This window comes from Bradyrhizobium sp. Leo170 (assembly GCF_004296405.1).
In the GTDB taxonomy this organism is placed as follows: Bacteria; Pseudomonadota; Alphaproteobacteria; order Rhizobiales; family Xanthobacteraceae; genus Bradyrhizobium.
The window spans coordinates 1-24,719 of sequence record NZ_PSRR01000028.1 but is presented as its reverse complement, the minus strand read 5'-3'; the positions used below and the strand labels follow the sequence as shown (position 1 = coordinate 24,719).

Sequence of the window (24,719 nt, the reverse complement as noted above, 5' to 3'; positions counted from 1 at the left end):
ATGGACATCAGGATTGGGTGTTCATGAAGCCGGAGGTGGGCGATGAAGAGACGGAAGTTCAGTCGCGAGTTCAAGGTCGAAGCGGTCAAGCTGCTCAGGGAACGCGGGGTGTCGGTGGCGCAAGCCAGCCGCGACCTGGACGTTCACACGAATCAGCGAAGGAGCGAGGAGCAGTACGGTTAACTGTCGTCTCGCATGCGTTTACGAATTTCCGCACGAGCGCCCGGCAACTTATGCTTCCTGACTCGCGGTCGATGCGGGTGATGACCAATTCGAAATATTGCGACCTCTGCGCGAGTCCCTATCATTTCGCAAACGCCGATTAGCCACCAGCGCGCCGGCGAGAGCAGTCCAGCCGGTCTGATGTGAGGCGCCAAGGCCCTCGCCGGTATCGCCATGAAAATACTCGTAGAAGAGCAATAAATCGCACCAAGCCCCGCCGCGCCGGAAGCGGGGATTCAATCCGAGCGCTGGTCGCTGGCCCTCTGCGTTCCGGAGGAACAATCTGAGTAGTCGGCGCTCGAGTTCTTCGGCCACTTGCTCGAGGCTTGCCTGCCTGCCTGATCCTGTCGGCAATTCAACGGTGAAGTCTTCCCCAAAGTTGGTATGCAGATGTCGTAGCGACTCGATTGCGAGAAAATTGAGCGGAAACCAGATCGGTCCGCGCCAGTTCGAATTGCCGCCGAACAGTCCGGTCCGAGATTCGCCCGGCTCATAGTCGAGACGAGCGACATGTCCGTCCATGTTGACGATGAGCGGATGTTCGCGGTGGTAACGCGACAGCGATCGCAGCCCGTAAGACGACAGAAACTCCGACTCATCGAGCATACGCGCGAGAATCTGCTTCATGCGCGACTTGCCCACCAGCGAGATCAGCCGAGGGCGTTCATTGGTCGGCGGCATGTGCAGGAATTCTGCAAGGTGCGGCTTGTTCTCGATGTACCAGCGCGTGCGCTGGCGAAACATCGGCAGTCGTTCCCACAGCGCCGCATCGAGCTCTACGGCCGCAAAGATTGGCAACAGTCCCACCATGGAACGCGCGCGCACCGTGAAAGTCGAGCCGTCGCGCTTGCGAAGCCGATCGTAGAAAAAGCCGTCCTGGTCGTCCCAGAGCCTGCTCATGGCGGCAGCGATTAGAGCGAAATGCTCGAAGAACTTTACCGCGACGTCCTCGTAGCTAGGCTGATGGTTGGCAAGCAGGAGTGCCATCTCCAGCATGTTGAGACAGAACTTGGCCATCCAGGCGGTGCCATCCGACTGCTCCAGTACATCGCCTTCGGGGAGTATCTGCGAGCGGTCGAACGGGCCGATGTTGTCGAGTCCTAGGAAGCCGCCCTCGAACACGTTGTCGCCACATGCGTCTTCTCGATTTACCCACCAGGTGAAGTTGATCAAGAGCTTTTGAAAAGCGCGAGCCAGAAAATCGAAATCGGTGCCGCCATCGATCCGGAACACCGCAAGCGTGGCCCACGCTTGAACTGGCGGATTCACGTCTCCGAAATTCCATTCATACGCCGGCAACTGGCCGTTCGGGTGCATGTACCATTCGCGCGCCAGCAGCAGCAGTTGATGCTTCGCTGCTGAGGGGTCGATGTGCGCTAGCACCACGCAATGGAAGGCGAGATCCCATGAGGCATACCATGGATATTCCCATTTGTCGGGCATGGCGATGATGTCGTGGTTGTTGAGATGGCGCCAGTCCGCGTTGCGACCGGACGTGCGTGCCTCGGGCGGACGTATGATGTCGCCGGCGAGCCAGCGCGCGACGTCGTAGTGGTAGAACTGCTGGCTCCACAGCATTCCAGCGAACGCCTGGCGCATCACTGCGGCCTCATCCTCGCTCGCGCTGTCAGGGGTCAGCGCTTTATAGTACTCGTCAGCTTCGCGGCTCCGGTCGGCATGGATCCGCTCGAAGTCTGCCCCGAGGTCCGCGGTCTGGCCCAGCCCATCACGTGCCAGGCGAAGCCTGAGCTCGACCGTTTCGCCGGCAGCGACGTTGAGGCGATACCAGCAGGCCATTTTTGTGCCCTGCCTCGCAGGATTTACTGTCGCGGCACCGTGGACGACGTGGTCGTTGATGCCGTCCTTTGGATAGGGCGTCTGCTCAGCAGTGACGCCATACAGGTACTTGGCATTGGTTTCGTTTTCACAGAACAGCAGCAGCGGCGGCCTTCCGGCCGGATCCGCCCCGGCAGTGAAGCGCCAGCGGCCCAGCAGTTCTTCTTCAGCGATCGCGCCGACGTTGCCGGTTTCAGCGGTCGCCCGGATGGTCGGCCGTGCGACACCTGCCTCCCATGACCAGCGGTTGCGAAACCACAGTGTCGGAAGCACGTGAAGCTCAGCCGGATCGGGTCCCGCGTTACGAACGCTGATGCGTATGCATACATCATGAGGTGATGCTTTGGCGTAATCCGCCGTGATCTGCCAGTAACGATCCCCTTCGAAAGCACCGGTATCCACGAGTTCAAATTCAGGCTCGTCCTTGTTGCGCCTTGCGTTCTCCTGCCGAAGCAACGCGTAGGGAAACTCCGCGTGCGGATAGTGGTAACGCCAACGAAGCCACGAGCTGGTCGGTGTTGCGTCGATGTACCACCAGTACTCTTTGGCATCTTCGCCGTGATTTCCCTCTGGACCACTGAGACCGAAGATACGTTCCTTGAGGAGGGGGTCACGTCCATTCCAAAAGGCTAGAGCAAAACACAGGCGCTGCGCTCGATCGCAAAGGCCGGCGAGACCGTCCTCGTTCCACCGATAGGCGCGCGAGCGCGCGTGTTCGTATGGGAAGTATTGCCAGGCTTGTCCATCCGCACTGTAGTCTTCACGCACCGTACCCCAAGCCCGCTCGCTGATGTAAGGCCCGATCGCTTTCCACTCACCGGGAGTATCGGGCGACGAGTCGGCAAGCCTTGCATGCTCAGCCGAACGGGGTGGAACGGTTCGCCCGACATCGTCCATGCTATGCGGCTTTCGAGGGCTGCAATATCGCCTTGACCGTCGCGATGACATGATCGACAGTGAACCCGAACTCCTGCTGCAAGGCCTTCAGTGGAGCGGAAGCGCCAAAAGTGTGCATGCCAATGACTCGGCCGGTCCGCCCGACGTACCGCTCCCAGCCGAACGTTGACGCCTGCTCGATTGCAACGCGGGCCGTGACCTCCGGCGGCAAGACGGCGTCGCGGTATTCCTGCGTCTCGCGTTCGAAGACATCCCAGGAAGGCATCGAGACCACGCGCGAGCGGATACCATCCAAGCTAAGTCTCTCATGAGCGTCGGCCGCCAAACTCAACTCACTGCCGGTGGCAATCAGGATTATGTCTGGCTTGCCGTCAGGGGCGTCGGCAAGCACGTAGGCGCCTCGCGACACCCCGGATGCCGATGCATATTTGCTGCGATCGAGGGTCGGTAACGGTTGACGAGACAGCGCCAACAAGGCTGGCCGATGACGAAGCTGCATGACATAGCGATAGGCCTCCACCACTTCGTTGGCATCACCCGGCCGGAACAGCGTCAGACCCGGCATTGCCCGCATTGAGGCGAGATGCTCGATCGGTTGATGCGTTGGGCCGTCTTCGCCATCGCCCATGGCATCATGGGTAAAAACAATGACGACCGGTAGCTCCATCAGCGCGGCCAGTCGTATCGCGGGCCGGGCGTAGTCGCTGAAAATCAGGAAGGTCGCGCCGAACGGCCGCAGTTTCGATAGTGCCAGACCGTTCAGGATTGCAGCCATCGCGTGTTCGCGGATGCCGAAATGCAAATTCTTGCCGCCCGGTGTGGCGGCCTGAACATCGCCCGCGCCTTCAAAGGTTAGCAGCGTCTTGGTCGATGGACCTAGATCGGCCGAACCGCCAATCAACCAGGGAACGTTCTGCGCTAGAACGTTCAGGACCTTTCCCGACGCCTCACGACCCGCGAGACCCTTCGAATCGGCCGGGAATGACGGCAGGTTACGGTCCCAGCCTGCCGGAAGCTTGCGCTGTTGCATCTGGTCGATCTCGGTCGCCAGCGCGGCATACTTCGAGCGGTAATCAGCGAACAGGGCCTGCCATTTGCGGTGGGCCTCGGCGCCTCGCACGCCGACGCCGGAGGCGAAGTGTTCGATAACGCCGTCAGGCACCAGGAAATTCGAGTCTTCGGGCCACCCATAGGCGCGCTTGGTGAGCTTGACTTCTTCAACACCGAGCGGCTCGCCATGCGCCGCGGCCGTATCGTGGCGGTGTGGCGAGCCGTATCCAATATGGCTGTCGAGTATCACCAGCGTCGGTCGGCCGTTCGTATCGCGAAACGTTGCCAAGGCCTGTTCAATGCCCGCAATGTCGTTGGCGTCACCGACATGAAGGATATTCCAGCCATAACCGGTGAAACGGACGGCTACATCTTCGGTGAATGCCAGCCGCGTGCTGCCTTCTATCGTGATGTGGTTGTTGTCGTAGATCCAGCACAGATTGTCGAGGCCAAGGTGGCCGGCGAGCGATGCCGCTTCAGAGCCAACACCCTCCATCAGGCATCCGTCTCCGCACACGGCATAGATGTCGTAATCGAAGATAGCAAAATCCGGCTTGTTGTACCGCACAGCGAGCCAGCGCTGCGCGATTGCCATGCCGACGCTGGTCGCAATGCCTTGTCCGAGCGGGCCGCTGGTCGTCTCCACGCCGGATACCAGGTGGTATTCGGGATGCCCTGGCGCGTGACTCCCAATCTGGCGAAAGCGCCGGATATCGTCGAGGGTGACAGCAGGCCTGCCCAACGTTTCGTACTCGGCATTCACGGCCTGCGTGCCCGTAAGATAAAGCACCGACCACAGCAGCATCGACGCGTGGCCGTTCGACAGCACGAAGCGGTCGCGGCCGGGCCAGATCGGATCTTGCGGATCGAAGCGCATGACTCGGTTCCAGAGCGTATAGACAAGGGGCGCAAGCGCCATCGGCGTGCCGGGATGGCCGGAGTTCGCGGCCTGGACCGCGTCGATCGACAGTGTGCGGATGGTGTTGATCGCGAGCTGGTCGAGTTCGGCGTCGGTCATGGCTGATTTCCTCCCGCAGGCGTCGATTACAGGCCGCTTGTGCGCGGCCACCGGTGTGCGTGCTTCGTCAGCGATAGGCTGCCGCCCATCGAGCAACAGAGACGGGATCGAGGAGCACTTCGATCTACATTCCTCACTCTCTGCGTTACGCTACCGTTGGGTTGTGCCAGCCGCCCGGTGGCGTGACATTCTTGTCCGCTTCATGAGGCCCCCAGCTTCCGGCTTGGTATTCGTGGACGGGGGTCACCTTCTTCAAGACCGGATCGACGATCCGCCATGCTTCTTCGACATAGTCCTGTCGTGCAAACAGCGTCCGGTCGCCGTTCATGGCGTCGCCGAGCACGCGTTCATATGCATCCATCTCTTCTGGGCCAGGGCGGCGGCTCGCCAACAATTCAACCGGCTCGCCGACCTCTCGATCACCCTCATCCATCACCATCGTGCCAAGAGCAATGGCCATGTCGGGATTGATGCGAAACCGCAAATAATTCGGTATCGCGGCGCAATGGGGAAAGATCGGCGGAGCCTCACGAAGGCGTACGATCACCTCCGTGCAAGTCACGGGAAGCGATTTTCCGGCACGGATGTAAAATGGCACTCCCTGCCAGCGCCAGGAGTCGATCTCCAGTCGCAGCGCGGCGAACGTCTCCACCTGCGAGTCCGGAGCAACGCCCGGCTCCTGCCGGTAGCCGTGAAACTGTCCGCGCACCAACTCCTTCTCAGCGATCGGTGGAATCGATCTCAGGACCTTGACCTTCTCGTCACGCAGCGATTCGCTGTCCGATCGGGCTGGCGGTTCCATCGCCAGATTGGCCAACACCTGAAACAGATGATTCTGGATTACGTCGCGAATTGTGCCGGTTTGATCGTAGAACGCACCACGACCCTGCACGCCGAAATTCTCCGCCATTGTGATCTGCACGCTGCTCACGAACTTGCGGTCCCAGAACGACTCCAGGAACGCGTTTGCGAAGCGAAAGAAGACCATGTTGTGAACAGGTCGTTTTCCGAGATAGTGGTCTATGCGGAAGATATGATCTTCGTCGAACCTGGCGAGCAGAATCTTGTTGAGGTTGCGTGCCGAGGCGAGATCATGCCCGAATGGCTTCTCCACAATGACACGCGCGCCGTTGGTGCAATCGGCAGTGTCGAGCCGCTCCACTACGGTTGCAAACAATGCCGGTGGGATCGCCAAATAATGTGCCGGCCGCTGCGCCGAGCCGAGCTGCTTGCGAAGGGCGTCGAACGTGGTCGGATCGGCATAGTCGCCATCTACGTAACGTAAAAGACCGACTAGCTTGTCAAACGCAGCGGGGTCGAGGCCGCCGTGCTTTTCGAGGCTATCTCGTACTCGGGCCTTGAGCTGGTCGAGTGTCCAGCCGGCCTTTGCGACGCCGATGACGGGCACATCGAGGTGGCCCCGTTTCAGCATCGCTTGCAGCGACGGAAAGATCTTCTTGTAGGCGAGATCGCCGGTTGCGCCGAAAAACACCAATGCGTCGGATCTAGGTTCGCTCATGGCTATCTCGGTCTCTCATTGGCCGCCTTTTCCAAGTGTCCACCGAACTCGTAGCGCATCGCCGAAAGCAGCTTGTTCTGGAAGTCAGCCTCGCCGCGAGAACTGAAGCGCTCGTAAAGCGCCGTCGTCAGCACCGGGGCGGGGACTGCTTCGTCGATCGCTGCTGCGATGGTCCAGCGTCCTTCGCCGGAGTCAGATACGCGCCCTGCGAATTTGGAGAGCGCCGGATCTTCCAGCAACGCTGTTGCTGTCAAATCGAGAAGCCACGAGGCAATCACGCTGCCGCGCCGCCACACTTCCGCGATTTCGGGCAGCTTCAGGTCATATTGGTAGTGTTCGGGAACGCGAAGCGGTGTTGTTTCGGCGTCCGTCGCGTGCGCCTGCCTGCCAATGTTCGCCGCGCGCAGGATACCGAGGCCCTCGGCATACGCCGCCATCAGCCCGTACTCGATACCGTTGTGGACCATCTTGACAAAATGACCGGCGCCGCTCTGCCCGCAGTGGAGATAGCCGTGCTCGGAGGTGCCGGCGGGAGCGCGCTCTCGTCCTGGCGTGCGCGGGATATCGCCGACACCGGGGGCGAGGGTCTTGAAGATGGGATCCAGCCGCTGCACGGCCTCGTCAGGACCGCCGATCATCATGCAGTAGCCGCGCTCGAGACCCCACACGCCGCCGCTGGTGCCGACGTCTATATAATTGATGCCGCTCCGCGCCAACTCCTTGGAACGCCTGATGTCATCGATGTAGTAGGAGTTGCCGCCGTCAATTAGAATGTCGCCGGCTTCGAGCAGCGGCAGCAGATCACCGATCGATCTATCCACGACTGCTGCCGGAACCATCAACCAGATCGCTCGGGGCTTTTCGAGCTTTTTTACGAAATCCGCCAGCGAAGAGCTGCCGGTCGCCTTGTCCTTCACCAGATCCGCCACCGCATCAGGTGACATATCGAAGACGACACATTGGTGGCCATGTCGGAGAAGTCTTCGCACCATATTGGCGCCCATTCGGCCAAGGCCGATCATTCCGAGCTGCATGGGTGGCTCCTCTGAAGGATGTTGCTGCTACGACGTGGTTTGCTCTCCGGTGCCCAGATTTCTCGGCGCCTCGAGATCGGTATTTATGGGTGCTCCTACCTGAACGTACGGTATCGTCTAATCAGGGCGTTGGTTGAACTGTCGTGGCCGAGCTTCGGTTCAATCTCGCTGGTGAGTTCCGGGATGATGCGCTGGGCCAAAACCTTGCCAAGCTCAACGCCCCACTGGTCGAATGAATCGATGTTCCAGATCGTCCCCTGCGTGAAGACGCTGTGTTCGTAAAGTGCAACCAGCTTACCGAGTGCGGCGGGTGTCAGCCGTTCCAGCAGAATCGTGTTGGAGGGCCGGTTTCCTTCGAACACGCGATGTGGAACGAGCCAGTCGGGCGAACCCTCCGCCTTAACTTCGTCGGCCGTCTTGCCGAATGCGAGCGCTTCGCCCTGCGCAAAGACGTTCGCGATCAACATGTCATGTTGCTCCCCAACTTGGTTGAGTGTCTTCTGAAAGGCGATGAAGTCGCAGGGAATGAGGCGAGTGCCCTGATGGATGAGCTGATAGAACGAGTGCTGGCCGTTGGTTCCGGGCTCGCCCCAATAAATCGGACCGGTGTCATGCGCGACAGAATTGCCCTCGCGCGTGACGTGCTTTCCATTGCTCTCCATCGTCAATTGCTGGAGATAGGCCGGAAATCGTTTCAGGTATTGCTCGTACGGCAACACGGCAACCGTCTGCGCGCCGAAGAAATTATTGTACCAAATGGCAAGCAGCCCCATCAGCACGGGCAGGTTGCGCTCGAACGGCGCGGTGCGAAAATGCTCATCCATCTCATGGAAGCCGCCAAGCATGGCGCGAAAGTTGTCCGGGCCGATGGCAAGCATCGTCGAGAGTCCGATCGCTGAGTCCATGGAGTACCGTCCGCCGACCCAGTCCCAGAAGCCAAACATGTTAGCGGTGTCGATGCCGAAATTGGTCACTTCCTTTGCGTTGGTCGACACCGCGACGAAATGCTTCGCGACCGACTTCTCGTCACCCCCAAGTGCCGTGAGCGACCAATTGCGCGCGCTCCGGGCATTGGTCATGGTCTCCAGCGTTGTGAAGGTCTTGGAAGAGATAATGAACAGGGTCTCCGCCGGATCGAGATCGCGGGTCGCCTCCGCGAAATCGGTTCCGTCCACGTTGGAGACGAACCGGAACGTCATCGCGCGGTCGCTGTAGTGTTTGAGCGCCTCATAGGCCATCACGGGCCCGAGATCGGAGCCGCCGATGCCGATGTTGACGATGTTACAGACCGGCTTGCCGGTGTGGCCGTGCCACGCGCCGCGGCGTAGGCGATTGGAGAAGTCGGTCATGCGGTCGAGTACCGTATGGACCTGGGGTACAACGTCCTCGCCATCAACCAGGATCGATTGCCCTTTCGGCGTGCGCAGCGCTACGTGCAGAACGGCCCGCTTCTCGGAAGTATTGATCTTCTCGCCGCTGAACATCGCATCGATCCGCGCCCGCAGTCCCGACTGTTCGGCCAGTTGCAGCAGCAGATTCAGCGTTTCATCGGTTATGCGGTTCTTGGAGTAGTCGAGGTAGAGTCCTGCTGCCTCGCTCGTCAAACGGTCACCGCGTTTGGGGTCTTGAGCAAAAAGCTCGCGCAGATGTAAGCGGCCGACCTTCTGAAAATGTGCCGACAGAGCGTTCCAGGCGGGAAGTACAGTGACTGATTTCGTGGCTGTTGGCATTCATCGCTCCTGCTAACGCATCATGGCGGCTTGCGCAGCTTGCTTGCGCGAGCGAGCACTCTTCTCCGCCAGCGGGCCTTCCCACATCCGGAATCCGCCCTTGAACGCGTTCGCGTTATCCCCGTGCCGGCACGATGGCGGCAGTTGTTTCAGCTTCTTGGCGTTGCCGCCGCCCAGCACGACGTCATCGGGTTGGAGTGCCGCAACCAGGCATTCAACAACATCCTCGACGCGCTTTCGCCATGCCTTCTTCCCAAATTCTTCCAGCGCGCGAGCGCCAACATAATCCTCGTAGGTACGCTTCTTGTAGGGCAAATGGCCAAGCTCCATTGGCTGGACAATGCCGTCCACGATCATCGTCGAGCCAAGCCCCGTCCCGAGCCCTAGAAACAACATTTTGCCGCCCCGGTAGCTGCCGAGCGCCTGCATCGCGGCATCGTTGATGACTTTCGTCGGCAGTTTGAATGCTGCAGTGAAGTTGAAACCAATCCAGCCTTTTCCGAGGTTGTGAGGTTCGGTCACAGGCCGGTCATGCACTACGGGGCCCGGATAACCAATCGACACCACGTCATATTCCCAACCATCGGCCAGTTTCTTGACGCTCGATACCATCTGCCGTGCCGTCAGGGTCGGCCCGGAGTCAATTTCTCGTTTCTCTTTTTCGCCGGAGGCAAGGATCTTGACGTGGGTGCCGCCAACGTCGACGACCAGTATATTCATTGGGAGGACCTTAGTCTCGATTGCAACCTAGCTTGCCTTCTTGAGCACCTCGGTTTTGGCAGAGATAACGTCCAGCAGTTCGTTCCAGGATTTGACAAACGACTTGGCGCCCTCGTCCTGCAACGTTGCTGCTAACGCATCGACATCGATGCCGGCCTTTGCAAATTGCGACAGCACCTCTTCGGAGTCGCCGCCATCGGCCGCCAACATCTCTCCAACGTCTCCGTGGTCGGCGAGGGCCTTCACCGTGCTTTCCGGCATGGTGTTGACCGTGAGCGGCGCGGCCAGCGCCTTGATGTACAGGACGTCGGATGCCGCGGGATCCTTGGTTCCCGTGCTCGCCCATAGCAGGCGCTGTGGCCGCCCACCCTCGTTGTAAATACGCCGCGAGCGTGCTGAGCCGACCAACTCGCAGGCTGTCTTGTATGTTCGTTTCGCGATTGCGATACCGAGCTTGTTCTGTAAAGGCGCGGGAACCTTGTTGGCGACGGCGGCATCCCAGCGACTGACGAAGACCGATGCAACGGAGCCAACATTTGGATTCAGACCGGCTGCAATGCGCCGCTCGATGCCCCGCAGATATGCCTCGGCCGCGGCGCGGTAGTGCTCTCGGCTGAACAACAGGGTCACATTCACGGGCACGCCGGCGAAAATTGCCTCTTCGATGGCGGGCAGCCCTTCCCTGGTGCCGGGTATCTTGATGAAGAGGTTGGGGCGCTTCGCCTGTGCGTGCAACTCCCTGGCGGCTGCGATTGTGCTCGCCGTATCATGTGCAAGGAGTGGCGAGACCTCGAGCGAGACCCATCCGTCTACACCATTGGTGCGGTCCCAAATCGGGCAGAACAGGTCCGCTGCCTGCGCCAGGTCTTCGATTGCTAGTTCGAAGAACAGCGTCTCACCCGACTTTCCCTCGTTCAGCTTGCTGCGGATCGCAGAATCATAATGAGAGCTGTTCTTGATCGCGTGATCGAAGATTGTCGGGTTCGATGTGAGCCCCGACAGCGACAAGTCGGCAATGTAGCGCTTCAAAGTGCCGCTCGTTAGCAGGTCGCGCGTGATGTTGTCGAGCCAAACGCTCTGTCCGAGCTCGTGGAGCTTTTGCGTTGCCTTCATCGCTTCACCTCCGCACAGCTTCGAGTTGAGGGATTGCCGCAAGCAGGCGACCCAGATCACAGTCGAGCAGGTCTCCGATCCGGTCCACCGTCACGTCGGGTGTGAAGGAGGCGAGCGCCTTCGCGTCATGCGCATATTGTCCCTGTCGAGGGAAAATAGTGGTGACGCGACTGCCCCAAGCTTCCTTGACCGCGGCGAGGATTCGCGGCTTGTCGTCCACCAGGACGTAGTGCAGTGCCGGATAGCGGGACGCGACATCGTCGAGCGCGAGTTCCTTGTGGATGTAGATCAACACATGCGCGTTGACTGCCTCTGAAAGGCCGGAGCGCTCAACCTTACGCGGTTGAAAAACAACGTCGCCATCAGTGAGAAGGACGGTTGGGCCCCGCTGACGCAGTCGTTCGAGCACATCCAGCGATCCCGGGTACAGACGATTGGCGAACGGGTAATCGACCAGGAACGAAGACATGGACAACAGATGCATGTCCTGCGGGTGTTCGACACGGTACCGCTGCAGTGCACCGAGATAGTCTCGATACCCCAGTTCGACAAACAGGTCGTCGAGAATTGCCCAGTACCGGTCGCGACAGGCGGCACCGTACTGGCGCTCGAGGTGGGCCTTGATGTCAGCCTGGATGTGGTCGTTGTCGAGAAGCGTATTGTCGACATCGACCAGAAAGACGACCTGATTCATCGGTCTTACCCTTACGCAACTCTCTGCAATATGCTCAGCGTGCGCGCCTAACACGCACGGGGCATATTCAAGAGTATGTTACTCCGACTGGCGCTTCTAAATCTCAGTGTGCGAAGGCTGGTGCTAACCGACCTTCGACGCGTCGGGTGTCATTCCACAACCGGATCGCTGGTTCTGACTGATCGTGTTCGTACCCAAGTATGCTCAGGCTTGCAGTGTCGAGCGTGAAGAACCGTCCGGCCCCCGCATCGAGGCCTAACCAGCGTGCCGCCAAAACTCGGAGAAAATGTCCGCTCGAAAACAATAACACGTTCCCTGGGACGTTGCGAACGCGCTCCACAATGCGATCGGCCCGGGCGCCGACTTGGTTCGGTGTTTCTCCTCCCGGACAGCCGTCGCGAAACAATTGCCAGCCAGGACGCTCTTCATGGATCTCCTTTGTGCGACGCCCCTCGTATTGGCCGTAGTTCCATTCCAGCAGATCGCGGTCGGGTTCCGCTTCGACGCCGAAGCCAGCCAACTCAGACGTCCGGACCGCTCGCTTCAGGGGGCTCGTGAACACTTTCGCGAAAGTGAAACCCAGCAACCGCGAGCCCAAACTCTGCGCATTGAGCTCGCCGCGCTCGGTGAGAGGCAAATCTGTGAGGCCGGTATGCTGGCCTGAGAGGCTCCACGCGGTCTCGCCATGCCTTGCAAGGCAAACGATCGGAAGGACGGCGCTCATGGTCTCGCCCCTTCAGCTTGGTCCTTCCGGCGCGTGCGGCGGAAAGAACTGAACTCGGAACACTTCGTACTAGGGCATCTCCGTATCAAGGCCCGTGCGCGCGCCCGCCCACTGGTAGCGCGACTTCTTCGGAGAAGCAACGACCAGCCCTCCAGCGTTATGATAGTTCGCCACTCGAAGGGATGTGCGTCTGAAACGCTGACCTATTCGCTACAGGCATTTGCGACTGCGGCGCCTGAGTCCTTTGAGCCAGCGCGTGTGCGGAAATAAGATCCCCACCGGGCCCCGAGGGGGAGCAAGGTATCGTTCGTTCTTGTCGGAAACCTAAATCCAGCTGGCAGATGAGACCGAAACGCGTAATGCTTCTGCCTTAGCAATGCTTCTAGAGAAGCTTGCAGCCTCATCTGGTCGTTGTTGATGGCATTGTTGCGATCGCGGGCACCAAGTGGTCGAATTCGGGAGCATCCCATGCCATTTAAGGTTCAGGTTGGTCCGCATCAAATCTCGATCCATCAGGGGCAAACAGTGCTGGTCAGCGAACCAGACGCACAAATCAACTGGCCAACTGAAAAGGGACTTTATTTCCTTGATACAAGGGTAATCAGCAGCTGGGCCGTCTACGCAAATGGTGAACCCTGGGATCTTCTCAATGGAGGTTCCATCACCCATTACGCGTCCCGAATTTATCTTACGAACCCCGGGATTCCCTCCGCCGACGGCTTGATCCCGCCGCGCACGCTCGGTTTCGTGATCAGCCGATACATCAATGGCGGGATGCACGAGGATCTCGACATTACAAATCACGGCACGAAGCGGGTACGCTTCCAGCTCGAGATCGCGATACGGTCGGACTTCGCAGACATTTTCGAGGTAAAATCGGGCGATATTGTGCGCCGCGGGCGGATCACCACGACATGGTCGTCGGCGAACCAGGAACTTCGCACATGCTATCGCAACAGCGATTTCGTCCGCGCAGTAACCGTTGCTCCTGTACATCGCCAGAGCGAAATCGAGTACGCCAATGGCCGATTGAGCTTCGAAATCAGCCTCGAGGCGGGCGAAGCTTGGCATTGCTGCTTGCTCTATGCGTTGGAGGACGGCGACCGACACTTCGCTGCACCGGACGCGTGTGTGCACAACCATGAACGAACCCGCCACGCCGAGGCGCTCTCGGACTGGCTGCAATCGGTACTGAAGATCCGCTGCAGTAACGAGGAGTTCTACCGCCTTTATCGCCAGGCGCTGGAGGACATGGCGGCGCTTCGGCTCCCGATCGCCGGCACCGATCACATGGTGTTCCTGCCTGCCGCCGGCTTGCCGTGGTTTGTGGCTCCGTTCGGCCGGGACAGCTTGATCGTGTCGCTACAGAACATGCTGATCTATCCAGATTTCGCCCGTGGAACGCTCGACATCCTGGGCTCGCTCCAGGCGAAGGAACGGGACGATTATCGTGACGCGGAGCCGGGAAAGATCCTGCATGAAATCCGCTACGGAGAACTCGCTCATTTCAAACTGATCCCGCACACGCCATATTACGGCACGGCCGATGCGACGCCGCTCTATCTCATCACGCTACATGCGGCCTGGCGGGCAACGGGCGACAGGGCGCTGTTGGATCAGCATCTTGAGACCGCGGAGGGATGCCTGTCCTGGATAGACAACCACGGTGATAGCGACGACGATGGATTCCAGGAATATCAGACCCGCTCTCCGGTCGGCTACGAGAATATGGGCTGGAAGGATTCCGGAGACAGTGTGGTTTATCCTGACGGATCGCTTGTCAAGGGACCGAAGGCGCTGTGCGAGTTGCAGGGCTATGTCTATGACGCCTGGCTGCGCATGGCGGAAGTGTTCGATGAACTCGGCAAGACACGCCGTGCCGCGGATCTGCGAAGGAAAGCCGCAGCACTCTTCAAACGGTTCAACGAGACCTTCTGGGATGAGGAGTTGGGTTTCTACGCCCTGGCGCTGGATGGCGAAAAGAAAAGGGTCCTCACGGTTGCCTCCAATGCCGGCCATTGCTTGTGGTCAGGCATCGTTCCGCAGGAACGCGCCGGAAAGGTCGTGCAACGTCTCATGGCATTGGACATGTGGAGCGGTTGGGGCATCCGCACGCTGTCGGCCTCGAACCCAGCGTTCAACCCATACAATTACCAAACCGGGTCGGTCTGGCCCCACGACAATGCCGTCATCGCTCTCGGCTTCAAACGATATGGATTCCACGCAGAGGCCGCAAGGATCGCGCGCGATATCAGCGATGCAGGAAGCCACTTCCTGTCCAATCAGTTGCCGGAGCTCTATACGACGATCGAGCGTGATCGAAGGAGCTTTCCCGTTCAATATCTTGGCGCCAACATCCCACAGGCCTGGGCAGCGGGGTCGGTCTTCGCATTTCTGCAGGCGATACTTGGGTTCGCGCCGGACGCTCCGAAGGGAAAGCTGTACGTTGATCCATCTCTGCCGCAATGGTTGCCCGATCTGACCGTACTCGATCTGCGGCTTGGTACAGGGCTATTCGACATCCGTTTCTGGCGCGATGGCGATGAGACGCGCTTTGACGTCCTGCGAGGCGCTCCAGGAGCCGTCCAAAGGAGGCCCTTCGGTGCACGGCTGGAGTTTCCACATTCAGCGTAGAACGCTTAAGCTATCGAAAGTGCAGACCAGTTGATCTCGATGCGAACGATGTTTTTCGGACCTCTTAGCGGATTCTGAATTTCAGAAATCTTACTGGCGAGCGGCCGCGGGCGAGGGTTGCAAGCAAAAAAGTTGAATATCCGGTGTGTCTTTTCGCCGCCTCAGGGCATTGACGATACGCCCATCGTGGGGCTCGATCAGCGTCGAGCGAGCGGAGGAGACGAGATCATGGGCTACAAGCCGATCGAGTCCTACGGCGTCATCGGCGACCTGCACACCGTTGCCCTGGTTGGCATCGACGGCTCCATCGACTGGTGCTGCCTGCCGCACTTTGACTCGCCGAGCGTCTTCGCGGCGATCCTCGACGACCAGAAAGGGGGCTCATTCCGCATCGCCAGTCTCTACGAGGCGCAGCACAAACAGATGTACATGCCTGACAGCAACGTTCTGGTGACGCGCTTTCTTAGCGACCAGGGCGTCGGTGAGGTCGTGGACTTCATGCCGGTCCAAAGCGCGCGCGAGATCAGAAAGATCCATCAGATCGTCCGGGTGGTGCGGGCGGTGCGCGGGTCGGTCCGCTTCCGCCTCGACTGCCGGCCGGCTTTCGACTTCGCCCGCCGGCCCCACCAGGTCGTCCTGGAGGGCCGGGGAGCGATCTTCGAGGCGCAAGGCATGAAAGTCTCGCTAGTCAGCCGCTTCCCGCTTGGTCGGCAGGGCGACGGCGTCGCTGCCGAGTTCGTCCTCAACCCCGGCGAGACGACCACGTTCATCCTCCGCCAGGTGGAGGAGAACGGCCACGACAGCGTTCATGACGGGGTCCTGCTCGAGGCGCGGCTGGTCGGCACGGAGGCCCTGACGCAGACCCTGGCCTTTTGGCGGCAGTGGCTGAGGAAGTGCAACTATTCAGGTCGCTGGCGCGAGATGGTCCACCGCTCGGCGCTGGTGTTGAAGCTGCTGACGTTCGCGCCGACCGGCGCGATCGTGGCGGCGCCGACCTGCGGGCTGCCGGAAGAGATCGGCGGGGTGCGCAACTGGGACTATCGCTACACTTGGGTGCGCGACGCCGCTTTCACCAATTACGCCTTCCTGCGCCTGGGGCTGACGTCGGAGGCAGAGCAGTTCATGGCCTGGTTGGAGCAACGGGCCGTTGAGGGCACCCGGGGCGACCCGTTGCAGACTATGTATCGCATCGACGGCGGGCGCGAGTTGCCCGAGGAGGTCCTCGGCCACCTCGATGGCTACCGCGGCTCGCGTCCGGTGCGAGTCGGCAACGCCGCTGCCGACCAGTTGCAGCTCGACATCTATGGCGAGTTGATGGACGCCGTCTACCTGTACGACAAGTACGGGACGCCGATCGCCTATGATTCCTGGTGCCATTTGCGCAAGATGCTGGACTGGGTGACGAACAACTGGGAGCGAGCCGACGATGGCATCTGGGAGGTGCGCGGTGGACAGCAGCAGTTCGTCTACTCCAAAGTGCAGTGCTGGGTGGCGCTGGATCGGGCGATCCGCCTTGCGCAGAAGCGGAGCCTGCCGCTGGACCGCACCCGCCTGGCCGCGGAGCGGGACCGCATCTACGAGGCCATCATGACGCACGGCTGGGACACGGAGCGGCAGACTTTCGTGCAGCACTTCGCCACTGACGCGGTGGATGCGTCCAATCTGATCATGCCGCTCGTCTTCTTCCTGTCGCCGACCGACCCCCGCATGCGCGGGACGCTGGACCGGACCATGGCGGAGCTGGTCTCCGACAGCCTGGTGCACCGCTACGAGATCGGCAGAGGAGCCGGCGACGGCCTGACCGGGAGCGAGGGGACGTTCAATATGTGTACGTTCTGGCTGGTGGAAGCGCTGGCCCGGGCGGGCCGCGCCGAGGAGGCCCGCTTCATCTTCGAAAAGATGTTGACCTACGCCAACCACCTCGGTCTGTACGCCGAGGAGACAGGTCCGTGTGGCGAAGCGCTGGGCAACTTCCCGCAGGCATTCACTCACATCGGGTTGATAAGCGCCGCGTTCAACCTGGACCGCCGGCTCGGCGCGGGGCCTTGAGGGTCGGGCCATGAGCGCGCAGTTCGCTTACCTAGGGACTTCCGTTCCAGACTGGGCGAGGGAGCTTTCGAGCACCGATCCGCTCCAGCGCCGCCTCGGCGCATATGCCCTGGGCGAGATCGGCCCCGCGGCAACCGAGGCTATGTCCGACCTCGCCGCGGCCCTCCAGGACCCGGTTGCGTTCGTGCGCGTCTGGGCGGCGGCGGCCCTGGCCCGGGTGGCGCCATCGGGTGGAGAGTCGGTCACCGTCCTCATCGCGGAGTTGGGCAACGAGCTTGGCTTCGTCCGCAGCCTGGCGGCCTGGCACCTCGGTCGCCTCGGTCCGGCCTTCCCGGGGATCGAACAAGCCCTCCTCCCTCTCCGACAGCTAGCGGGCGATCAGGATCCGAGCGTGCGGGTGGAGGCCGCGCTAGCGCTGGGGATGCTCGAGGGGAAGGGCGCCCCGCCGCCGGAGCTGAGGTCTTTGTGTACTTGAGCGACAGCGAGCCCGTGGCTGATGGTCGCCAACGCAATCCTATTGAAGCCATCCTGGCTCACGTCGATGGCCATCATTGGGGAGTAGAACAAGCGCAATCGCGGAGGCGCAACGCACGATCTCCGCGGAACAGAGCCCAAAAAAAGCGAGTACGCTCACTGCACGTCGACAATCTCGACCCAGTTCGCTCCACTTCCCACTGGATAGCGACTAGGCTCGCCGAGTTTGCCCGTGCTCTGGTCGATCTTGTAGACCGAAAGGTGATCCGACTTTTCACCCGACGCGACGAGGTACTGGCCGCTCGGATCGATCCCAATGCCGCGCGGCTGCGCCTCGGTCGCGAAATTGGCGACGTAGGCGAGCCTGCCGGTTCCGGGTGCCACGGTGAACAAGGCGATCTTGCTGGTGGTACGTTCGGTCGAATACAGAAACTTGCCGTTGGGCGTGATTTGGATGTCAGCAGCCCAGACTTTCGGCTTCTCGTCCTTCGGCAGCGCTGAGCCGGGCGTCGGTGCAGCGCCGACGGGCGCCTGCGGCGTACCCCAAGCGAGGCCGGCATCCGCCGGCACCGAGCTAATGCTCTCGACGAGGGTCAACGTCCCCTTGCCGGAATCGACCGCATATTGCGTGACGTGCCCCGACAATTCGTTGAGCACATAGAGGTTCTTGTTGTCGGGCGACAACGCCATGTGGCGGGGGCCGTGACCCGGCCCCGGACTGACCGCCGCCGGGACGTTGGGCGTGAGCTTGCCGGTGTTGTTGTCGAAAGTAAATTGCAACACCTGATTGGCGCCGAGCGTGGCCGCGTACACGAATTTGTTGCTGCGATCGGGCAAGATCGAATGCGCATTGCGGCCGGTGGGGATCACTTGAATCGCTTCCGCCTCGACCAGCCCATTCTCGTCGATCGGGCTCACGGCGAGTTTGTCGCCGCCATAAGAGGCGGTGAACAGGTAGCGCCCGGTGCGATCGGTCGAGACATAAGGCATGCTGTCGGGAAGCGGCGCCGATGCCTTCTGCGTGATCACACCGGCTGCCGGATCAATGGAGTAGGTCAATACGTGCGGCGGCTGCGAGCGTACCACGGCATAGAGGTGCTTCTTGTCCGGGCTCACTGCCATTGGCATGACCAGCTTGCCGGCCTCGGCCTTTCCGATCGGCGTGAGCGAGCCGGTGCTCGTGTCCATGGTGTAGGCATCGATGTTGCCGTCCTGCGCGTTCGACACATAGACGAATGTCTTTGCGGCACACATCAGCGTTGCTCCGATTGTAAGCAGCAGTGCTAGTGCAAGACGCGTCGCTCCACTCGTTAGCGTTTTCATTTTGACCTCTCCCTGGACCTGTCAAAGGCATGTCGCTTGGCGGCATTCAGCGAGAATGCGTCCGCGCACAACCGACGGTCGGAATCAGCCCGCTGTCGTGCACCGGACCTTGATCAATATTCTGGATCAAATTTCAAACAGCGTATTGTGGCAAGGCATTATCTCGATGGTATGCTCAAGTGGAAACGCTGCGGGTTGCCGGTTCGAGAGCGTTGATATTGTCCTTCACTCCTGCGACCGTGACGCGGACCCCGATGGGAGGAGGTCCGCTATTGGGAGGAGGTCCGCTATCCAGCGGTGGCAGGCTAATGGCCGCGCGCAGTCCCTTCTGCTGGTTGATCAATGTGATATCTCCGCCATGATGGCGCACGATGGTCCGCGCAATCGAAAGACCAAGACCGACGCCCCCAGTTTCGCGATTCCGCGAATTCTCCATCCGAAAGAACGGCGTAAAAACCTGCTCCTTGGCGCTGTCCGGAATACCGGGGCCATCATCCGAGACGATGATTTCGATGCTGTCTGCTCGCCTCTCCACGCAGACCCGCGCCCGCTCGCCATAACGGATGGCATTTTCGACGAGGTTGCGGCACGCGCGGCGCAGCGCGTCAGGCCGGCAGCTATAGCTGATCCTCGTCCCCTCCGAGAACGAAACATCGTAGCCAAGTTCGGCGAGATCGTCGCAAAGACTTTCCACGAGAGCGGAGAGGTCCACCGTACGCGTGGCTTCTGCGGTCGCATCCTCGCGGGCGAATGCGAGGGTTGCCTCCGTCATCGTCTGGATCTCTGTAATCGTGGAGAGCATTTTCTCCCGCACTTCCTGATCGGGCACGAATTCTGCACGCAAACGGAGCGAGGTCAGAGGTGTGCGCAGATCATGGCCGATGGCGGCCAGCATTCTGGTTCGATCGTCGACGAAACGATGCAGGCGCGCCTGCATGCGATTGAATGCCTCGGCCGTACGCCGGATATCGTCGGGGCCGGTCTCCGGCAGCGGTACGATCTCCTGACCGCGGCCAAGGGCTTCGGCCGCCTCGGCCAGCCGACGCAATGGTTGCGCGATGCCGCGCGCGGCGAATACGGCAATGATCGACAACAACAACGCCGACAGGCCGAGCGTTACCGTGGATTGGGAGGTCCAGAAGCCGTCTTGCGCGGGCTTGGCAAATGCAGTGTTCAGCCATGCGCCGTCCGCCAATTGAACGGCCAAACCCATGCCGGTGCTGTCATCGAGATAGAGAAATTTCGCTGGCCGGGACAGCGGCCAAGCTCCCGGCTTGAGATCGATCCATTGCGAGGAGGTGGCGCTGCTACTGCTGGCCGAATTTCGGACGAAATCCGGTCTCGCCTCGACGGGCGCGCTGTGGCCGGGAAAGGATACGCGCGGCAACGGCTGGGCCAAACGCTCCCACGCCTCCTCTCGCCAGGCGGGGGCATCCTTCAGGCCGTTGGCCGATATCCAATATCTTGCTGAACTGGTGTTGCTGGCGTTCAGGATATCGGACTGAAGCGCTGGAGGCGTCGCCTCTAAGACCCGGGCGAGCGAGGCGCACCGGCTGAAAATCTCGCCCTTGGCGGCCTTCCGGATTGCCTGCCCATGCTCATCCCAGGAAATGAAGAACACCACTGCTTGCGACAGCATGAGGGATAGCAGCGTGAAGCAGATGAAGCGGGCCGCCAGGCTGCGCTTCCATAAGCTCATCATGGCCGTTCGACCTGTGCGACGAGGCTGTATCCACCGCCCCAGTGAGTCTTGATCAAGGCCGGCACCTTCGGATCGGCCTCGATCTTCTTCCGCAAGCGACTGACCTGATTATCAATGCTCCGGTCGAACGGATCGGCATCTCGGCCGACCGTCAAGTCGAGGAGCTGATTGCGGCTGAGCACCAGACCGGGATGGTCGACAAAGGCGCATAGGAGCCGAAACTCAGCGGTGCTGAGCGGCACAGCAACGCCATCGTGTCCCACCAACTCGCGCCGGCTGATGTCAAAGGTCCACCGATCGAAACGTACGATCTTGGTCGCGAGCCGGCCTTTCTGCGGCGGCAGGCTTTGGACTCGGCGAAGCACCGCTTTGATACGGGCAAGGAGTTCGCGCGGATTGAATGGCTTGCACACGTAGTCATCGGCGCCGATTTCGAGGCCGACGATCCGATCGGTCTGCTCCACCATGGCAGTCAACAGGATAACGGGAAGGTCCGTGGTGCTGCGGAGATAGCGGCAGAGAGACAATCCGTCCTCACCCGGCATCATGACGTCGAGAACCACCAGGTCAAAAGCACTTCGTTCGAGCAGACGGCGAAGTGCAGCGGCGCTCTCCGCAAGGCTGATGCGGTAGCCATGTTGCATCAAGTATTTGCCGACCAGATCGCGGATGTCGCGATGATCATCCACGACGGCGATGTGCGGTGCCGAGTCCATCCAGTTGCTCCGTTCCACATCATACCGAAGTCCAGCGTTCAACCCACCGGAAAAGTGTAACAGAATGTATCGGTCGCGCAGGGTTGAATCCGTTTTAAGTACAAGCCGTCGCAGAATCAGGTCCCAGTGAGCCACTTTGTCGCAAAGTCGTATCGCTTAGGACTTGATGCAGTTCCGCGAAGCCGTATTGAAAGCAAGGTGATTGAAGAGGAGCGGACAGAAGCTTCAGCGAAAGACGGCTCCAATTTGTCGCGAACTATGCAGTGCAGCGTTCCTGAGACAGATTGCGACAATTGCCGATAGCGGTCGGCAAAGTTCTGCGACAACCGGACCCCATCGTGCGCCTGTTCAACGAAGCAGGAGCACTGCATGTGCGATGCGATCGATGCTGTTTCTCGCAGGGTAGTTCCCGGAAGCTCGAGGGGCTCATCAGCCGAGAGCGATGAAGACTACGCCACACGGAAGGGACCGTTTTCTTGCAGATACGCATTTCGAATAAGTTGGCTGCTCGTCTTCGTGTTGCGGAATGCGTCTACCTCGGCGACGCCCCTTGATCTGACGTATGGCGCAAATAGCACAGCTATTTCACGCCTCGTGACGGAGGGCGACTGTTTGACGTCCGAGCGAGATCTCAAATTCGTATGCGGAAGTGCCCGAATTCATTTGGGCCGTTTCGATGAGGTCAAGCGAATTGAGTTGATCAAGGAAAGGTGCATGCCATGGCTTTGACCCCGATGATCGGAGAGGGTGAACTCCGGATCACAGATGAGATCCGATCGGAGTCACCGGATACGTGTTCATGGCTTGATGGCGCAATCGTCTTCGACCATCGCCGCTGGTCCTGCCGGGAAGCAGAATTAACCTGGACAGCGCCTTCGCATCTGATCGTGCTGACCCATACAGGCAAGACCGCACGAACGCGGATTTCGTGCTCCGGCGAACTCGTCTATGACGGCCGAGACAGGCCGGGCGCGCTCTCTTTCATCCCCGCAGGTGTCGAGCGCTCCGGCAGCTATTGCGAGCCGGATCTCGTCTACTCCGCCCTTTGGCTCGATCACGCTCGGTTCGGATGCGAGCGTTCGGCGCAGACGTTACCAATATTAGTAAATCGCGCCGATGCGGTTATCGCCGCGCTGCTGACGGCGCTGCATAACGACGTTGCATTCGGCAGCAAGCCGGACACTGCTTATGTCGAGCATCTCGCCGCCATTGCGATGCATCGGATCATGGCGCTCGACGGCGGCAAACCCCGTCCAAGTGCACATGGCGCACTCAGCAAGGCGACGCTCCGCAGGATTGAGGAGTACGTCGACGAGCACCTCGGCGGGGAAATCAGGCTGAGCGATCTCGCGGCGATCGCAGACAGGGAGATCGATTCCTTCGCGCGCCGCTTCAGGACCGCGACCGGAATGGCTCCCTATGCCTTTGTGATCGCGCGGCGGATTCGCCGCGCCGAGCAGCTTCTTGCGGTTTCCGACCACGAACTTGCGCTGATCGCGGCCAGACTAGGCTTCTCCAGCCAGAGCCATTTCACCACGGCATTCAAACGCGAGCGAGGCATGACGCCCCGGGCTTACCGGCAACAGCTTTTTCCTGAATCCTGCAAGAGCGCCGGAATCGTGAAAGAACGCCCGAAGCGGCGCACCTATCTTGCGCCGAGCAAGCACGGGGTGCGCAAGGGAGCGAGCTCGACATGGCCGACTGCAAGGACCGACGCCCGACCGATGACGGGCCGACTCGAAGGAGCGTGATTCAGGGGGCCGCGGCAGCGACGGCGCTGCTCACCGTTGGGATCGCCGACGCTGTGCCGGCGCTTGCTCAGTCTAGCAGTCTTGTCGAGCCTGCAGCCGCAACGACGAGAATCCCCGTAAGTCTGATCATCAACGCCAGCCTGACTTCAGTCGAACTCGATCCGCGCACCACGCTGCTCGATGCGCTGCGCCACCAGCTTGGTCTGACCGGGTCCAAAAAGGGCTGCGACCATGGTCAGTGCGGCGCTTGTACGGTCCTGATCAACGGCAGGCGAGTTAACTCCTGCTTGACGCTCGCGGTCATGCATCAAGGCGACGAGATCACGACAATCGAAGGGTTGGCGCAAGGCGAGGCGCTGCATCCGATGCAGGCCGCGTTCATCGCGCGCGACGGCTTCCAGTGCGGCTATTGCACGCCGGGCCAGATCTGCTCGGCCGTCGGCATGCTGAACGAAGCCAGGGACGGCTGGCCGAGCCATGTCACGGACGATCTCGTTGCACAGACCACGCTGAGCGATGCCGAAATTCGCGAGCGCATGAGCGGCAATCTCTGCCGTTGCGCCGCCTATCCCAACATCGTCGCGGCCATTCGCGATGTCGCCGAGAGGACCTGAACGATGAAGCCGTTCACCTATGAACGCGCATCCGGCCTGCGCGAGGCGGCCGCCGCGGTGGCCGCGCGTCCCGGCATCAAATTCATCGCCGGCGGCACCAATCTCGTCGATCTGATGAAGCTGGAAATCGAGCAGCCGATACATCTCGTCGACATTAGCCGGCTGCCACTGCGGTTGATCGAGGAGACATCGGAAGGCGGCCTGCGTATCGGGGCACAGGTTCCCAATAGCGATCTAGCAGCCGACATGCGGGTGAGAACCCGCTATCCATTGCTTTCGCAGGCGCTCCTTTCGGGTGCCTCCGCCCAGTTGCGCAACAAGGCCAGTACCGCCGGCAACCTGCTGCAACGTACGCGCTGCCCGTATTTCTATGAACGCGGCATGCCCTGCAACAAGCGCGACCCCGGCTCGGGCTGCAGCGCGCGCGGCGGCTTCAACCGGCTTCACGCGATCCTCGGCGCCAGCGAGGCCTGCATGGCCGTCCACCCATCCGACATGGCGGTGGCCATGACCGCGCTCGATGCGCGTATCGAGACGATACAATCCGACGGCCGCACACGGGTCTTTCCGCTTCGAGAACTGCACCGTCTGCCGGGAACGACGCCGCACATCGAGACCACGCTCGCCGCTGGCGAGATGATCACCGCTGTGATCTTGCCGCCACCGCCGCCGGGTCGGCAGCTCTACCGCAAGGTCCGCGACCGCGCGTCCTACGCTTTCGCCCTGGTCTCGGTCGCGGCAATTGTCGACGTCGCCGCCGGACGCATCCGTGGCGCGCGCATCGCAATGGGCGGCGTTGCGCCCAAGCCATGGCGCTCTGCCGAAGGCGAGCGGGCTCTTGCCGGACAGCCCGCGGGTGAAGAGACCTGCGCCGCGGCCGCCGATGCGGCCCTTTCCGG

The 24,719-nt window shown here is 60.7% G+C and carries 18 protein-coding genes and 1 pseudogene; 7 read left to right on the top strand and 12 right to left on the bottom strand.

Translation table 11 applies throughout. The features are described 5' to 3' along the window. Positions 1–42 precede the first annotated feature (42 nt). A pseudogene (locus tag CWO89_RS07900) lies at positions 43–162 on the top strand (transposase); the annotation flags it as partial. Positions 163–231: 69 nt separating this feature from the next. Here the strand turns inward: CWO89_RS07900 and CWO89_RS07895 are convergent. The 9 genes from CWO89_RS07895 to CWO89_RS07855 form a co-directional block, all read right to left on the bottom strand. Continuing rightward, positions 232–2,955, bottom strand: a complete 2,724-nt coding sequence (locus tag CWO89_RS07895) for an MGH1-like glycoside hydrolase domain-containing protein (protein ID WP_130578067.1) — start codon at positions 2,953–2,955, stop codon at positions 232–234. Between the two features lies 1 nt (position 2,956). After that, positions 2,957–5,023, bottom strand: a complete 2,067-nt coding sequence (tkt, locus tag CWO89_RS07890; protein WP_130578066.1) for a transketolase — start codon at positions 5,021–5,023, stop codon at positions 2,957–2,959. A gap of 145 nt (positions 5,024–5,168) precedes the next feature. Beyond that, complete coding sequence (gene zwf / locus CWO89_RS07885; protein WP_130578065.1) at positions 5,169–6,542, bottom strand: glucose-6-phosphate dehydrogenase; 1,374 nt, start codon at positions 6,540–6,542, stop codon at positions 5,169–5,171. A gap of 2 nt (positions 6,543–6,544) precedes the next feature. Beyond that, positions 6,545–7,576: a phosphogluconate dehydrogenase (NAD(+)-dependent, decarboxylating) gene (gene gnd, locus CWO89_RS07880; protein WP_130578064.1), complete on the bottom strand. Its 1,032-nt coding sequence runs from the start codon at positions 7,574–7,576 to the stop codon at positions 6,545–6,547. 95 nt (positions 7,577–7,671) lie between these two features. Then, positions 7,672–9,306 carry a glucose-6-phosphate isomerase gene (gene pgi, locus CWO89_RS07875; RefSeq protein ID WP_130578063.1) on the bottom strand — a complete coding sequence of 545 codons (1,635 nt, stop codon included), beginning with the start codon at positions 9,304–9,306 and terminating at the stop codon, positions 7,672–7,674. A 12-nt stretch (positions 9,307–9,318) separates the two neighbouring features. Further along, on the bottom strand, positions 9,319–10,026 hold the full coding sequence (locus CWO89_RS07870) for an ROK family protein (RefSeq protein ID WP_130578062.1): 708 nt from the start codon (positions 10,024–10,026) through the stop codon (positions 9,319–9,321). A 27-nt stretch (positions 10,027–10,053) separates the two neighbouring features. Beyond that, entirely contained in the window at positions 10,054–11,139 is a 1,086-nt protein-coding gene (gene tal, locus CWO89_RS07865; protein ID WP_130578061.1) for a transaldolase, read from the bottom strand. A gap of 4 nt (positions 11,140–11,143) precedes the next feature. Further along, positions 11,144–11,833 (bottom strand): HAD family hydrolase, encoded by a 690-nt coding sequence (locus tag CWO89_RS07860; protein ID WP_130578060.1) that lies wholly within the window; start codon positions 11,831–11,833, stop codon positions 11,144–11,146. Between the two features lie 103 nt (positions 11,834–11,936). Further along, positions 11,937–12,557 (bottom strand): histidine phosphatase family protein, encoded by a 621-nt coding sequence (locus CWO89_RS07855; protein ID WP_130578059.1) that lies wholly within the window; start codon positions 12,555–12,557, stop codon positions 11,937–11,939. Positions 12,558–13,025: 468 nt separating this feature from the next. Between CWO89_RS07855 and CWO89_RS07850 the strand changes: the two genes are divergently transcribed. From CWO89_RS07850 to CWO89_RS07840, 3 genes are all read left to right on the top strand, one after another. Then, positions 13,026–15,191, top strand: a complete 2,166-nt coding sequence (locus CWO89_RS07850) for an amylo-alpha-1,6-glucosidase (RefSeq protein WP_130578058.1) — start codon at positions 13,026–13,028, stop codon at positions 15,189–15,191. Between the two features lie 228 nt (positions 15,192–15,419). Further along, complete coding sequence (locus CWO89_RS07845; protein ID WP_130578057.1) at positions 15,420–17,240, top strand: glycoside hydrolase family 15 protein; 1,821 nt, start codon at positions 15,420–15,422, stop codon at positions 17,238–17,240. A 10-nt stretch (positions 17,241–17,250) separates the two neighbouring features. Further along, on the top strand, positions 17,251–17,715 hold the full coding sequence (locus CWO89_RS07840; protein ID WP_130578056.1) for a HEAT repeat domain-containing protein: 465 nt from the start codon (positions 17,251–17,253) through the stop codon (positions 17,713–17,715). A gap of 155 nt (positions 17,716–17,870) precedes the next feature. On the opposite strand, the gene CWO89_RS07835 is transcribed toward CWO89_RS07840, so the two are convergent. The 3 genes from CWO89_RS07835 to CWO89_RS07825 all read right to left on the bottom strand — a co-directional run bounded on the left by CWO89_RS07835 (position 17,871) and on the right by CWO89_RS07825 (position 21,455). Then, entirely contained in the window at positions 17,871–18,968 is a 1,098-nt protein-coding gene (locus CWO89_RS07835; protein ID WP_245475806.1) for a lactonase family protein, read from the bottom strand. 244 nt (positions 18,969–19,212) lie between these two features. Then, positions 19,213–20,739: a sensor histidine kinase gene (locus CWO89_RS07830; protein WP_130578054.1), complete on the bottom strand. Its 1,527-nt coding sequence runs from the start codon at positions 20,737–20,739 to the stop codon at positions 19,213–19,215. Continuing rightward, entirely contained in the window at positions 20,736–21,455 is a 720-nt protein-coding gene (locus CWO89_RS07825) for a response regulator (protein WP_130578053.1), read from the bottom strand. The genes CWO89_RS07830 and CWO89_RS07825 overlap by 4 nt, the downstream gene beginning before the upstream one ends. Before the next feature lie 887 nt (positions 21,456–22,342). Here CWO89_RS07825 and CWO89_RS07820 point away from each other — a divergent pair. The 3 genes from CWO89_RS07820 to CWO89_RS07810 form a co-directional block, all read left to right on the top strand. Continuing rightward, the gene (locus tag CWO89_RS07820; protein ID WP_245475805.1) at positions 22,343–23,206 is read left to right on the top strand and encodes a helix-turn-helix domain-containing protein; all 864 of its coding nucleotides are present in this window, start codon (positions 22,343–22,345) and stop codon (positions 23,204–23,206) included. Then, positions 23,149–23,820 (top strand): 2Fe-2S iron-sulfur cluster-binding protein, encoded by a 672-nt coding sequence (locus CWO89_RS07815; protein ID WP_130578051.1) that lies wholly within the window; start codon positions 23,149–23,151, stop codon positions 23,818–23,820. Before CWO89_RS07820 ends, CWO89_RS07815 begins: the two co-directional genes overlap by 58 nt. Before the next feature lie 3 nt (positions 23,821–23,823). Next, the coding region (locus CWO89_RS07810) for an FAD binding domain-containing protein (protein WP_130578050.1) at positions 23,824–24,719 on the top strand (896 nt) is incomplete at its 3' end.

What these genes read in the sequence shown, in the direction of transcription:
- CWO89_RS07895 (WP_130578067.1), bottom strand. Translation starts at nt 2,955, where the DNA reads ATGGACGATGTCGGGCGAACCGTTCCACCCCGTTCGGCTGAGCATGCA.
- tkt (WP_130578066.1), bottom strand. Translation starts at nt 5,023, where the DNA reads ATGACCGACGCCGAACTCGACCAGCTCGCGATCAACACCATCCGCACA.
- zwf (WP_130578065.1), bottom strand. Translation starts at nt 6,542, where the DNA reads ATGAGCGAACCTAGATCCGACGCATTGGTGTTTTTCGGCGCAACCGGC.
- gnd (WP_130578064.1), bottom strand. Translation starts at nt 7,576, where the DNA reads ATGCAGCTCGGAATGATCGGCCTTGGCCGAATGGGCGCCAATATGGTG.
- pgi (WP_130578063.1), bottom strand. Translation starts at nt 9,306, where the DNA reads ATGCCAACAGCCACGAAATCAGTCACTGTACTTCCCGCCTGGAACGCT.
- CWO89_RS07870 (WP_130578062.1), bottom strand. Translation starts at nt 10,026, where the DNA reads ATGAATATACTGGTCGTCGACGTTGGCGGCACCCACGTCAAGATCCTT.
- tal (WP_130578061.1), bottom strand. Translation starts at nt 11,139, where the DNA reads ATGAAGGCAACGCAAAAGCTCCACGAGCTCGGACAGAGCGTTTGGCTC.
- CWO89_RS07860 (WP_130578060.1), bottom strand. Translation starts at nt 11,833, where the DNA reads ATGAATCAGGTCGTCTTTCTGGTCGATGTCGACAATACGCTTCTCGAC.
- CWO89_RS07855 (WP_130578059.1), bottom strand. Translation starts at nt 12,557, where the DNA reads ATGAGCGCCGTCCTTCCGATCGTTTGCCTTGCAAGGCATGGCGAGACC.
- CWO89_RS07850 (WP_130578058.1), top strand. Translation starts at nt 13,026, where the DNA reads ATGCCATTTAAGGTTCAGGTTGGTCCGCATCAAATCTCGATCCATCAG.
- CWO89_RS07845 (WP_130578057.1), top strand. Translation starts at nt 15,420, where the DNA reads ATGGGCTACAAGCCGATCGAGTCCTACGGCGTCATCGGCGACCTGCAC.
- CWO89_RS07840 (WP_130578056.1), top strand. Translation starts at nt 17,251, where the DNA reads ATGAGCGCGCAGTTCGCTTACCTAGGGACTTCCGTTCCAGACTGGGCG.
- CWO89_RS07835 (WP_245475806.1), bottom strand. Translation starts at nt 18,968, where the DNA reads ATGTGTGCCGCAAAGACATTCGTCTATGTGTCGAACGCGCAGGACGGC.
- CWO89_RS07830 (WP_130578054.1), bottom strand. Translation starts at nt 20,739, where the DNA reads ATGATGAGCTTATGGAAGCGCAGCCTGGCGGCCCGCTTCATCTGCTTC.
- CWO89_RS07825 (WP_130578053.1), bottom strand. Translation starts at nt 21,455, where the DNA reads ATGGACTCGGCACCGCACATCGCCGTCGTGGATGATCATCGCGACATC.
- CWO89_RS07815 (WP_130578051.1), top strand. Translation starts at nt 23,149, where the DNA reads ATGGCCGACTGCAAGGACCGACGCCCGACCGATGACGGGCCGACTCGA.